The 12,176-nt window shown below is 71.6% G+C and carries 10 protein-coding genes; 2 read left to right on the forward strand and 8 right to left on the reverse strand.

All coding sequences use genetic code 11. The features are described 5' to 3' along the window. The 4 genes from E1264_RS31660 to E1264_RS31675 all read right to left on the reverse strand — a co-directional run. Nucleotides 1-1,427, reverse strand: a 1,427-nt coding sequence (locus E1264_RS31660) for a DUF4407 domain-containing protein (RefSeq protein ID WP_165964478.1), incomplete at its 3' end; no start/stop codon positions are given. 13 nt (nucleotides 1,428-1,440) lie between these two features. Next, nucleotides 1,441-1,767 (reverse strand): hypothetical protein, encoded by a 327-nt coding sequence (locus tag E1264_RS31665; RefSeq protein ID WP_132179294.1) that lies wholly within the window; start codon nucleotides 1,765-1,767, stop codon nucleotides 1,441-1,443. 68 nt (nucleotides 1,768-1,835) lie between these two features. Next, the gene (locus E1264_RS31670) at nucleotides 1,836-2,522 is read right to left on the reverse strand and encodes an RES family NAD+ phosphorylase (RefSeq protein WP_132179296.1); all 687 of its coding nucleotides are present in this window, start codon (nucleotides 2,520-2,522) and stop codon (nucleotides 1,836-1,838) included. A gap of 2 nt (nucleotides 2,523-2,524) precedes the next feature. Next, complete coding sequence (locus E1264_RS31675) at nucleotides 2,525-3,175, reverse strand: hypothetical protein (protein ID WP_132179298.1); 651 nt, start codon at nucleotides 3,173-3,175, stop codon at nucleotides 2,525-2,527. A gap of 230 nt (nucleotides 3,176-3,405) precedes the next feature. Here E1264_RS31675 and E1264_RS31680 point away from each other — a divergent pair, with 230 nt between their 5' ends. Continuing rightward, on the forward strand, nucleotides 3,406-6,891 hold the full coding sequence (locus E1264_RS31680) for a CHAT domain-containing protein (protein ID WP_132179300.1): 3,486 nt from the start codon (nucleotides 3,406-3,408) through the stop codon (nucleotides 6,889-6,891). 375 nt (nucleotides 6,892-7,266) lie between these two features. Further along, nucleotides 7,267-7,668, forward strand: coding sequence for a hypothetical protein (locus tag E1264_RS31690; RefSeq protein ID WP_132179302.1), 402 nt, complete (start codon nucleotides 7,267-7,269; stop codon nucleotides 7,666-7,668). 152 nt (nucleotides 7,669-7,820) lie between these two features. On the opposite strand, the gene E1264_RS31695 is transcribed toward E1264_RS31690, so the two are convergent. The 4 genes from E1264_RS31695 to E1264_RS31710 form a co-directional block, all read right to left on the reverse strand. Next, entirely contained in the window at nucleotides 7,821-9,038 is a 1,218-nt protein-coding gene (locus tag E1264_RS31695; protein ID WP_132179304.1) for an amidohydrolase family protein, read from the reverse strand. Continuing rightward, nucleotides 9,039-10,112: a BMP family protein gene (locus tag E1264_RS31700; RefSeq protein ID WP_132179306.1), complete on the reverse strand. Its 1,074-nt coding sequence runs from the start codon at nucleotides 10,110-10,112 to the stop codon at nucleotides 9,039-9,041. It abuts the gene before it with no gap. Nucleotides 10,113-10,114: 2 nt separating this feature from the next. Further along, on the reverse strand, nucleotides 10,115-11,086 hold the full coding sequence (locus tag E1264_RS31705; protein WP_165964479.1) for an ABC transporter permease: 972 nt from the start codon (nucleotides 11,084-11,086) through the stop codon (nucleotides 10,115-10,117). A gap of 11 nt (nucleotides 11,087-11,097) precedes the next feature. Then, on the reverse strand, nucleotides 11,098-12,176 hold a 1,079-nt coding region (locus E1264_RS31710), incomplete at its 5' end, for an ABC transporter permease (protein ID WP_207936499.1).

The raw sequence follows: 12,176 nt of genomic DNA on the forward strand, positions 1-12,176 counted from the left end.
GGCCAGGAAGGTGTCCCCGGCGGGGGTGCGTGCGGGAGATCGCCGGTCTGGTCGCGGTGCCACCGGTGGAGCCTGCGCCGGGCGACGTCGGTCTCCAGGGTGCCGGTCTCCACGACGAGATCGTCGATGGCGGACCGGCGGAACGCGCGAAGCCGTTCGCCGTAGTAGACCTCGTCCTCGTACTGCTGGGCGTCGACACGGCGGCGGGCGAGCAGTTCGCGCCTGCCGCGGATCTCGTCCTGCTTCTTCCGCTCGCGGACGAGGTTCTCGTAGGCGCCGTCGCCCATCAGCAGCTTGACGATCACGGGCAGGCACTCGATCGCGGTGAAGAAGAGGAAGAGCACCAGCCGGGTGGTCGCCAGCGTCCCGTGTCCCTCGGTGGCCCGGTCGAGCGCCTCCATGCGGATCAGCAGGCCGGTGTTGGCCTCGTTGTCGGCCTTCTCCCTGGCGGCGAGCGTGGTCTGCGCGCCCTGGAGCCGGTCGAGTTCCGCGTCGACCTTCGTGAGCTCCGCGCGGGCCTGGGCGAGCCGGGTCTCGACGCTGTCGGCGGCCTGGGACCTGAGCCGTTCGACCAGCGCCGTACGCTGCCGCTCGACCGACCGGATCTGGGAGCGGATGCGCTCGGCGGCGCGCCGGTACTCCTCGCAGCGCGCACCGCAGCCCGCCCTTCCGGACGTTCCCCGGCAGTCCGTGCCGCGGTTCACGCCCTCCTGCTCGCAGGCGCCCTTCTGCGCGAGGACGTCGAGCTTCTGCCGCAGGTCCGTCAGCTGCTTGTCGTAGGCGAGCACGTCGGGATGGCTCACCGCGGGATCGCCGCTGCGCCCGCCGCTGTTGACGATCTCCTGTAGCCGCGCCTGCTGCGCCCTCAGCTCGGTGATCCGCTTTCCGGTGGTGCCGGTCTGCTGCTTCCTGACGTAGTCGTCCCACTCCTGCTGGTGGATCTTGTTGATCTCCGCGCGGATCTCCGAGGCGAATATCTGCAGGGTGAGCGGGGTCGAGATCACCAGGCCGATGAGGAGGGCGAGGCCCAGCCGGGGCAGGGCGAACAGGTAGGGGCTGCGGCCCCCGGCCGGAGCGTCCCAGTCGTCGATGTCGTCGGTCCGCGCCGGCTTGTCCATCGAGCTGACGATCCAGCGGTCGAAGCCCGCGATGCCGAGGAACCAGCCGATCGCGATCAGCACGCAGGCGGCGATCGGGAGGCCCAGCGTCATGCGCATCGCGATGTACATGGACAGCCCGCCGAGCGAGGCGGTGAAGAGGACCGCGCTGCCCATCCCGGTGTACCGCGCGCGGTCTCCCGGGGTCATCGCGAGGACCTCGGGGTCGGCCCCGGAGAACCAGATCAGCGGCGAGCGGATCCGGGGCCTCGGGTCGTCGCCGGACGGGGCGGCATGCGGCCGTCGGCCGCCGGAGGTCGGCTCAGCCATCGCCTGCTCCTTGTCACGCTGTGCTGGTCGTCGTGCCTTGCGGGTCGTGCGTCGTCCGGTCATGCCGGTCCGCGTCTCGCCGGGCGGCGTCGTGCCGGGACGCGTCGTGCCGGGCTGTGCGGGCCTGGACGGCGGAGCGGTCCAGGGGGCGGCGCCGGAAGGGGCGCGAGGCGAACCGCGGTAGGGCGGCCGTCCATCGCGGCGGGCGCGGGCTCCGGGACGCGGCGGCCGGAGCCGGGGCGGAGACCAGCAGGCCCGCGCCACCGGAATCCACCCGCTCGTCCATGACCGGGCAGCGGACGAACTCCGGCGGCGGGACGGGCCGCAGCAACCCGAGCACGCTTTCGGGGTCCTGAGAGTCAGCGGCCCTGGCCCGCCTCCACGGCGCCGCACGCCTCCGGCCGAACATCATCGGCCCCGGCCGGCCGGGGAGTGCCGGAGGCTCGGCGGCCGCACCTGCACGCCGTAGGGCTTCAGCTGGTCGTTGAGGAACCGCGCGCCGTCGGCGTCGTCGAGGGGCACGGCGGACGCCGGGACCGGGCGAACGGCATCCGCCGGGCAGCGGTCACCGAACAGGATGATCGAGCATTCGGGCGCATCGCGATGCGACGTCCAGATGATGCCCTGCGCCCAGGACGACCGGGCCCGGATCCAATGCGCCCAGCGGCGGGTCTTTCCGTAGTCGCTCTCCTGGGCCCGGATCAGCCAGTCGTCGTCCTGGCATATCCGGGCCAGGTCGACGGTGCGGGTGAGGGCCAGCAGCCGGATGTCGGTCCGGAGTTCCAGCGCGGACAGCCGCTTGTCTTTGATCTTCGCGCGCTGAAGTGTGCGAGGGCGGCCGTTGGTGAACGGCAGCCCGCGCAGAAGGGTCTCGGCCAATGCCGTCGTCCGGCTGGAGGCGACATAGAGATAGGGGTAGACATCGTCTTTGGTGGCGTCGAATCTGCCGCCGCCGAAATGGCGGTCCTGGACGGTGGGATTGAACTGGCCGGCGGGACGGGCCGATTCGTGCACGCGCCACAGCAGCGTTCCCGCGGGGTGGGTGATGGCCCGGGGGACGCCCGCGCAGTCGTCGGGGGGAAGGGTGGCCGCCATCGTCACAGCTCCGCGGAGACGGCATGGGCGGCGGACAGCAGTTCCCGGTCGTCGGCGCGGCCGAGGAGGTCGGCGGGCGCGGCGTCGAGCCAGGTGTTGGGCCCGAGCCACCAGTCGGCCACGCCCCACGGGTCGTCCTGGACGTCCAGGAGCCGGTTGATCCGCAGGACCAGCGGGATCGGCCGGCCGTCCGCGCCGAACTGGAAGGCGGGGAACTGGACCCCGCCGTCGGGCCGGTCGAGGAGTATCAGGTCGGGATCAGGCGGACCGTGGCCGTGGTGGGCGATGTCGTCCCGGCCGAGGGAGTCGGCCGAGAGCAGCCATTCCTCTTCGGGGGCGGGCGCGGCGGGGGCGCCCGGCGCCATCCGCAGCTCCAGCCGCCGGACGAGGTCGGGCCAGGGCCGGGCGGCGCCGCTGCCGAACCGGGTGCCGGTCCGCGCCCGGGCCCGCCGGACGGGATGGTCGGCGTCCAGCTCACGGGCGAGCAGGTTCGCCACTTCCGCCGCGAGGTCGGCGAGATCACCTGGATCCTGCGATCCGGTCGTCATCTCATCGACGAGACGGGTGAGCCGGTTCCAGGCGCGGTCGCTCATGCGGAGCCTGACGTCCGACCAATGTTCGACCAAGGCGTCGATCGCGTCGAAGAGCGCCATTGAGCCGCTATCCCCCTGCCCCTGCGGTCACCGGCGAATACCAATCGAATCGGCCGCACACCCGTCCGGCCGCTGAATTCTTTTCCTCAATCAACTGTGCATTGTGCCGATATCAGAAAGGATGTTAGCGTACTCGGCGATCGGCCGCGGCATCGTGCGGGGATATTCTCGCCGATTCCAAACAATGCATTCCAACTTTGGAATGATCAAGCAATTCGTGAGGGGGCGCCATGTCCGGTGGCGGCACGAACGGCGGAGACGACGACGCGATCGCCCGGCTGCGGGAGCGGCTGGACGCGCTCGGCCCCGGGGAGACGCAGGAGCACCTCGACGTGCTGCACCGCCTCATGGCGGCCGTCGGCCAGCGTCACGTGCGGACGGGCTCGCGCGCCGACCTGGACGAGACGATCGCCGTGGCGCGCAGGCTGGTGTCCGTGCCCGACCCCAAGGGCGTGCTGGACCCCCAGCGCTTCCTCCTGGCGCGGGCCCTGATCGCGAGAGTCGTCGGCGGCAAGATCTACCAGCCCGGTGACAGCATGAACATCCTGCTGTCCCACCTCCGGACGGTCCAGAAGACGCCCGATCCCCAGATTCCCCTGGACATCGCCGAGGCGACAGAGCTCTACAAGAGGATCGAGCATTCGCCGTCCCTCCACGCCACCGACCGCGACAGCCTCTCGGTGGCCGTCAGCATGTTGAAGCTGGTGTATCCCGTCGAGGGCTCGGAACCGATGAACGCATCGGTGGACGACATGGTGCGGAGGCTCCGCGGCATGTCGGAGGACAACCCGAACCGTTCCAGGCTGAGCGTGGTCGCCGCGGTGGCCCAGATGATGGCGGACGTGCGCACCGGCAAGATGCCGTCCCCCGGCCGGCTCGCCGCCATGATGGGCGATCTCCCTCCCGGCGACCCCATTTCCGTGCCGCTGCAGGTGATGCAGCTGAAGGCGGCCGTGGCACAGGAGATCCAGAAGGCGTCCCCCGACGGCCTTCCCCGCCTCGCGGAATCGGCGTTGAGCCTGCTGGACGCCATCGACCGGGATCACCCGATGCGCGCTCACGTCCTGCTCGACCTGGCCGTGGTGCTGTTCGGGCAGATGCGCTCCGACCCCACCGCCGCGCCCGACGCCCGGATCGCCGCCGCGGCGGAGGAGGTGCGGCGGGATCCCGACGCGTCGCCCGACCAACTCGCCACCGCCGAGGCCCTCCTGGGGATGATCACGACCATGCGGGCGCTCCAGGCGGGTGATTACAAGCGCGCCACCGACGAGGCCGCCCCGCATTTCAAGCGGGCGCTGGAGTTGACGCCCGAAGACCCGAATCTCCGCGCGGGGATAGAAGGTCTCATGGGCCTCGTCCTCTCGGGGCGCGGTTCGGCCGAAGGCGACCTCGAGACGGAGAACGCCGGGCAGGCCTACCTCGAACACGCCGAGTCGCTGATCGACCCCGCCGAAACGATCGACCCCGCCGAGACCGGGGTCATCTCCATGGGACGCGCCACGGGTCTGATCGACGAGGGTCTCCGGTCCCGGGACGACGGCATGCTGAGCAAGGCGATCACGATGCTGGAGGAGCTGCGGGATCGCCTCCCACAGGGGCACATGCTGCGTCCGCACGCGCTCCACCAGCTGGGCAACGCCCAGAAGGCGCGGGGCGTGCTGCGCGACGACCAGGCCGAGATCCTTCGCGGCCTCGCGACCATCGAGTCGGCCGCGGACGAGGTGCCCGAAGACCATCCGCACAGGGTGGCGCTCGTCGGCGTGGCGGGCACCGCCCGCACCTTCCGGGCCCTCCTGACCCACGATCTCGACCAGCTCGACCAGGCGATCCGCGACATCCGGCCCTTCGTGTACGAGCAGAACCTGCCGCCCGCCGAGAGCGCCAAGGCGCTGTCCGCCCTCGGCTACGCGCTCGCGGAGCGCAACCAGCTCACCGGGAACCCCGGCGACCTCAACGAGGCGATCGACCGGTTCGAGGAGTCGTGCCGGCGGACACCGCCGCACGCGGCCGGTCCCCCGGCGAGCGTCCTCATGTCCCTCGCGGAGGCCCGCCATCGGCGGGCGGACCCGGCGCGGCACGACGTCCGCAAGGCCATCGAACGCGGCACGGAGGCGCTGAAGACGCGGGTCGGCGGCGTGCTCCTGCAGACCGGTGCGCGCGGCGGCGTCGCGGCCGCCAGGCGGGTGTTCTCCGACGCGACGCAGGTCGCGCTGTGGTGCCTCGCCCACGGGCGGCTCGAGCAGGCCGTCGAGGCCCTGGAACTCGGGCGCGGCCTCGTGCTCTACTCCGCGACCGTCTCCGCCGAGGTCCCCGATCTCCTCCGGGACGCGGGCCACGCCGCGCTCGCCGCCGAATGGGAGACCGAGATCGCGCGGGACGCCGAGCCCGGCTGGAACCCGGTCTACGGCGCGTCCCTCCAGGAGGCCGACCTGGACCGCCTCGACCGCCTGGAGATCCCCGGCGACCTGCGCCGCAGGGTGCTCGACGCGCTGGCCGGCACGCCCGGCGCGACCCGGCTGCTGTCGCCGCCGCCAGTGTCGGCACTGGCGTTCGCGCTGCGGAAGATGGAGGCCGACGCCCTGGTCTACCTGCTGCCCACCGGCGTGCACGGCCTGGGCAGGGCCGTGCTCGTCCGCCCCGACGGGGACGTCCGCGAGGTGCCGTTGCCCGGGCTGGCGACCGGGCCGCCGACCCCCATCGCCGCATACGAGGCGGCCCAGCAGAAGGCGCTGCGGACCCGGGACAAGCAATCGGAACGTGAATGGGAAACGGCGCTCGAAGCGCTCTGCGACTGGGGATGGACGGCTTGTGTCTCGCCCCTCCTCGACTACGTGGCGAAATGGGAGCTCGGCAGGATGCCCCGGCTGGTGCTGGTTCCCAGCGGGGCGCTGGGGCTGGTGCCATGGCACGCCGCGTCCAGCCGGACCCCGGACGGAGACGTCAAGTACGCGATCGAGGACGCGGTCTTCTCCTATGCCGCGTCCGGGCACCAGTTCCTGAACGCCGTCAGGGTCACGCACCGCGCGTGGCGGGACGAGCCCGTCCTCGTGGTCGACCCGAGCCGAGGCGCGCCGGATGTAGACCCGCTGGACTGGGCGCACCTGGAGGCGATGGAGCTCAGGAACCGCTACTACCCCGATGCCACCTACTCGGGACGCCCCAAGAAGGTGGCGAGCAACCGCGGGACTCCCGCGGAGGTCCTCGCCCGGTTCCCGGGCGGTGCGCAGCCCGCCTCGCTGCTCCACCTGGGCTGCCACGCACGGGTGCAGGGCGACCTCGCCGACTCCCACCTCCTGCTCGCGGACGGCGAGCCCCTCCCGGTGTCCCGGATCCTCCGCCAGGCGGAGGACCGCGACATCGACGGCACCGGCGGGCTCGTCGTCCTCGCGGCCTGCACGAGCGACCTCAGCGACGTGGACCACGACGAGGCCCTCACCCTGGCCACCGCGCTCCTGTCCGCGGGCGCCGCCGGGGTCGTCGGCGCCAGATGGGAGGTCCACGACGCGCGCACCGCGCTGCTCATGGTGATGTTCCACCACTTCCTGAACCACGGTTACGGACGTCCCGCCGACGCACTGCGCCAGGCCCAGCTCTGGATGCTGGACGAGGACCGCCGCGCCCTGGAAGACCTCCACCCCGACCTGGCCGAGCAGGTGAACGATCCCCACCTGGCCGACGTCGTCGCCTGGGCCGCCTTCTGCCACCAGGGCCAGTAACCCACCCGTTGACCTTGGCCAATCGGGCTGTCCGGGACGGGGAGGGACCGGCATCTGTGGTTACGGCGCGCCGCTGGTACGTCCGCGCGTCTACGTCGGGGGACTCGCTCGCCCGGCTCCGCCCGACCGACCACGATAGGGCGGCCCGTGCTGCTGGGAGCGGGCAAGAGCATCTTCAGCCGCGAGGATCAGGACAAGCGGAATCTGAAGCTCCGGGATTCTGCGACCTACTCCAATGGCGTCGCGAAGCTCGTTTACGGGGTGGTCCGATAAGAGCTGGAGGCGCGGGTCATGGTCGGCCTCTGCGGGCCGAGCAGCGGTGGGCCGTAGCCACCCCAGGGCGGAATGACGGACGGGTTCGCTACGGTCCGGCACATGGTCGTTCGCCCCACAGAAAACTGGCGCCAATACGTCGCCCAAGAAGCCCGGCAGGTTGCCTCGGGCGAGTTGGACGCCGAGTGCGCGTCCGCACAAGAGCTCTACCCGGAAGCCATGCTTGTCCGCACGGACGAGGTCCTTCAGCCCTTCGAGCGCGAGATCGCAGCCCTGACCGATCCGGCCGACGACGAGATCTTCGCCGCCATCGAACGCGTGGTGCTCGCGCTCAACAAGGTCAACGACGACTACGACGGCGCCGTCTATGAGACCGACGAACGCGAACAGCTCTGCGAATACATCGAGCGGTCGCTCGCCGAGGCCGGTATCGACATCGACGCCTTCGCAGGACGCCACAGCCTGACCCGCCACCAGATCACTGACAAGTGGCGCGACTGGTAACGCCCCCGACGCAGCAGCATCAGGCAAGTTCGGAGACTTCTCCCGATGGGGCCAGAGCCGAGGTAGACGTGGTGGCGGCCCGAAGGCGATGTGCCTGCGGCGACGCGCCGGGAGGCCGTGACTGAACCCCGTCCCGCTTCGGGTCGGGTGGGTTACGGGTCTCGGAGGACTCGGGTGCGCCGGACGATTCTGGGGCCGCGGATCACGGTGCGGGCCTCGGTGGTGGTGGCGAGGGCTTCGCGGAGGGAACCGGCGACGACGGCGAGGAGTTCGGCCCGGGAGCCCGGTTCGATGCGTGCCGGTGGGAGGCCCATGACCTGCCGGGCACCGTCGCTGACCAGGTGGTACGCCTGGTCGACGGTGAGATGGCCGGCCATGACCAGCAGTTGCGCGGTCTGGAGGGGGTCGCAGCGGCCCAGGGGGTTGAACGGGTCCTGGACGTTGTCGCCACCGGCCGCCACCCGTACCCCGGCGCGGAGCAGTTCGCCGACCGGGGCGATGCCGCGCGGCGTGCCCGTCTGCAGGTCGCGGGCCTGAAGATAAAGGTTGGTCGGTGGACAGACCACCACGCCGACACCCGCTGCGGCGACCGTCCGGGAGACCTCCTCCTGGACGGTCGGCGTCCGCATCCCCAGGCTGACGCAGTGGCTGGCCGTCACCGCGGGCGGTGCGCCAGGCGATCCGGCCAGGTGGGCGAGGGCGGGCAGGTCGAGCGCCTCCCCGAGGTGCTCGTCCATGTGGAGGTCGACGGGTACGCCGTGTTCGGCGGCCAGTGACATCACCGTCCGCAGGTGGCGGGCGGGGTCCTCGTCGATGTGCGGGGCGCCGCCGAGCATGTCCGCGCCCAGCGCCAGGGCGTCGCGCAGCCTGTAAGGGGATTCGCGGCCTTCCCCGGTGAAGGAGTTGGCCATCGCCACCACTTGGATGTCGACGAGGCCGCGCAGTTCGCCGCGTACGGTCACCAGCGCCTCGACGGCGCGGAGCTCGATGCCGGGCCCGACGTCCGCGTGGGTGCGTATCGCCGTGACCCCGTACGACAGCCCGAGCAGCGCCGCGCGCCGGGCGCGCCGTGCGATGTCCTCGGTCGTGAGCGTCCCGCGATGCTCCCGCCAGGCGGCGACGGCGGCCGGCAGGTCCGCGTTCGGCACCGGCACGTCGTCGGCGGTCAGGGTCTTGTCGAGGTGGGCGTGCGGTTCGGCGGGGGCCGGCAGGAGCACGTGCCCGTCGAGGTCGGCGACCGCCTCGCCGGGCCGGGCGGCGGCCCGGCCCGGCGGGGCGACCTCGGCGATGAGGTCGCCGGAGACGCGTACGTCGGCGCGCGAGCCGTCGGCCAGCGTCGCGCCGCGCAGCAGCAGACCCTCTGGCGGCATTCAGCCCTCCGTCACGTAGGGGACCTTGAACGTACCGTCCACGATCTGCTTCTTGACCTTCTCCATCTCCTTGATCCCCGTGGTCAGCCGGGCGTTGGCGGGGTAGTCCGGGTTGAGGGTCAGGTCCACGCCGCCCTGGGCGAGGCCGAAGTGGTACTTCTTCCCCGGCTGCGTGCTGCCACTGGCCACGTCGTTCACCAGCGCCGTGTAGTACGGGACGAGGTTGTAGGTGACCGAGCCGACGAGGTTCTTCGGCGCCAGGGACCGCATGTCGCCCATGTAGCCGAAGCCGCCGGTGTTCGTGGCCTTGATGGCCTGGACCATCCCGTTGGCCGGTCCACCGCCGCAGGCGATGGCGACGTCGGAGCCCTGCTGGTGCTGCGACATGGTCGCCTGCCTGCCCTTGGCGGCGTCGTTCCAATCCCCGATGTAGGTCGCGATCATCTTCGTGCCCTTGCGGACGCGTTGCGCGCCCAGCTCGAACGCCTTGAGCAGCGCGTGGCACAGCGCGATGTCCTGCCCGGCCGTCCCGCCGATGACGCCGCTCTTGGTGATGTCGCCGGCCAGCATCCCGGCGAGGTAGGACGCCTCGTACAGCGGCTCCTCCAGCAGCGCGACGTTGTCGGCACCGGTCGAGCCGTACGTGGCGAAGTGCGTGTCGCCGAACTTCTTGGCCACCTCCAGCACCGCGTCGCCCCACGTCGAGTGGGCGATGACCAGGTCGGTGCCGGACTGCGCGTACTGCGCGAGCACCCGGGAGATCCCGGCGGTGTCCTGCGGGGCGTTGGTCGTCACCTTGAGTTCGATCTTGCCTTCGGCCTCCAGCTTCTTGGCGGCGCTGAGCGCCTGCCCGCACCACGGGTCGCTGGCCGTGCACGGCATGACCAGCGCGGCCTGCAGCTTGCCCTCGGCGGCGGCGTCGCCGGACGAGTCGCCGCAGCCGACGGCTCCGAGCGCCGGGAGGAGCGCCGCGGCGGCGGCCACGGTCCTGGTCCTGAGCTTGTCGAGCATGTCCTTCTCCAGTCGTCGTACGTCGGCGGATCTCTCGGGATCGGGAGGCTTCTGGGACTGCACCCTCAGGAACTCCTGGCCTCCTTCCGGAACGGGATGCCGAGCGCGGACGGCTGCGCGGCGCGGCGGCTGCGGATCGTCGCCGCGACCATCACCGCCAGCGTCACGACGTACGGAAGGGCCGCGAACATCTCGTACGGGACCGCGGAGTTGACCCCGCCGCTGATCGTCTGGACGCGGAGCTGGAGCGCGTCGGTCAGCCCGAACAGGAACGCGCCCGCCAGCACCAGCGCCGGGTTCCAGCGCCCGAAGATCACCAGCGCGATGGCGATCCAGCCGCGTCCGGCCGTCACGCTGTCCTCGAAGAGGTTGAGCTGGCCGACCACCAGCACCGCGCCGCCGAGGCCCGCCATCCCGCCGCACACGAGCAGGGCGATCCACCGGACCCGGCGGACGTCGACCGACACCGAGTCGGCGGCTTCCGGCCGTTCGCCCACGGCCCGGATCGAGAGGCCGAGGCGGGTGCGGTGCAGGAGCACCCACGTCCCGACCGCGAGGACGAGCGCCACGTAGAAGAGGAGGTTCTGCTGGAACAGGATCTCCCCCACCACCGGGATGGACCCCAGGAGCGGGACGTGCAGGTCCGGGATGCCGGGGATCGTCGGCTGGTCGGCGCCGCCGAAGAGCCGCTCGAAGACGAACGCGCAGATCCCTTGGGCGAACAGCACGATCGCGATGCCGTTGATGATCTGGTCGGTGCGCAGCGTCACGCTCAGGAACGCCATCAGCGCGCCGAGCGCGACCCCCGCGGTCGGACCTGCGACCGCTCCGGCGACCGGGCTCTCCAGGTAGTACGCGGCGAGGAACGACGCCAGCGCGCCGGAGAGCATCATGCCCTCCAGCCCGAGGTTGAGCACACCCGCGCGCTCGGCGATCGTCTCGCCGACCGCGGCGAGAGCCGTCGGCATCGCCAGCGCCAGGCCCGTCTTGAACAGCACGATCAGGGCTGCGGCTCCGAAGACCGCTGACCAGTCCATCCCCATCACCGTCACTCTCGGCCGAACCGGTCGGCGATCAGCAGGAACACGACGAAGACCCCGGTGATGGCGGCGACGATCGCGTACGGGAGGCCCTCCGTGACGCTCATGCCCTGACCTCCGGTCACCAGCGCCGCCAGCAGCAGCCCGGCGACCAGCACGCCGGGCGCCTGGAGCCGTCCGAGCAGCGCGACGACGATCGCCGTGAACCCGTACCCCTGCGAGAGGTCGGGGTCCAGCCGGTCCGAGACGCCCAGCACCTGGAGCGCCCCGGCCAGCCCGGCGAGCGCGCCGGAGATCAGCATCAGCCGGACGACCATCCGCCCGGACGGCACGCCCGCCGCCTGCGCCGCCTCATCGTTGAGCCCGAGCATCTTCACCTGGAAGCCGAACGGGGTGCGGGCGCTCACGTACCAGATCAGCGGGACCAGGACGAGCAACGCCAGCGCGCCCGCGTGGACCTGGAGGCCGGGAAGGTCGGGCAGCACCGCCCCCGCGGGCACCTGCTCGCCCTTGAGCGCCGAGGTCGTGGACGGATCGCGCAGCGGCTTGCGGATCACATAGCTGAAGATCAGCGTCGCGACGTAGTTGAGCAGCAGCGACGTGATGACCACGTTGACGCCCCAGCGGGCGCGCAGCACCCCGACCGCGTACGCCCAGGCCGCCCCGCCGGCGACCCCCGCCGCCAGCGACGCGACGATCAGCACCGGCGCGGAACCCGAAGGCAGCATGATCGCGGTCGCGCCCGACGCGAGCGCGCCCATGAAGAGCTGCCCTTCCGCGCCGATGTTGTAGACCCGGCCGCGGAACGCCAGCGCGAGCCCCAGCCCGATCAGCACCAGCGGGACCGCCACGGTGAGCACCTGGCCCACGCCGTACGGCGAGCCGAACGCGCTGTCGAGCAGCGCGCGGTACCCGGAGACCGGATCGCCGCCGGCGACCACCATCAGCGCCCCACCGGCCACCAGCGCCAGCACGACGGCGACCGGCGTGGACACGACCGGCCGCCCCAGCAGCCCCCCGACCCGATCGGGAAGCGCGGAGTCCCGCCCCAGCCGCACACCGACCATCACGCCCCACCTTTCTGGAG

This window comes from Actinomadura sp. KC216 (assembly GCF_004348535.1).
GTDB lineage: Bacteria > Actinomycetota > Actinomycetes > Streptosporangiales > Streptosporangiaceae > Spirillospora.

What these genes read in the sequence shown, in the direction of transcription:
- E1264_RS31670 (WP_132179296.1), bottom strand. Translation starts at nt 2,522, where the DNA reads ATGGCGGCCACCCTTCCCCCCGACGACTGCGCGGGCGTCCCCCGGGCC.
- E1264_RS31675 (WP_132179298.1), bottom strand. Translation starts at nt 3,175, where the DNA reads ATGGCGCTCTTCGACGCGATCGACGCCTTGGTCGAACATTGGTCGGAC.
- E1264_RS31680 (WP_132179300.1), top strand. Translation starts at nt 3,406, where the DNA reads ATGTCCGGTGGCGGCACGAACGGCGGAGACGACGACGCGATCGCCCGG.
- E1264_RS31690 (WP_132179302.1), top strand. Translation starts at nt 7,267, where the DNA reads ATGGTCGTTCGCCCCACAGAAAACTGGCGCCAATACGTCGCCCAAGAA.
- E1264_RS31695 (WP_132179304.1), bottom strand. Translation starts at nt 9,038, where the DNA reads ATGCCGCCAGAGGGTCTGCTGCTGCGCGGCGCGACGCTGGCCGACGGC.
- E1264_RS31705 (WP_165964479.1), bottom strand. Translation starts at nt 11,086, where the DNA reads ATGGACTGGTCAGCGGTCTTCGGAGCCGCAGCCCTGATCGTGCTGTTC.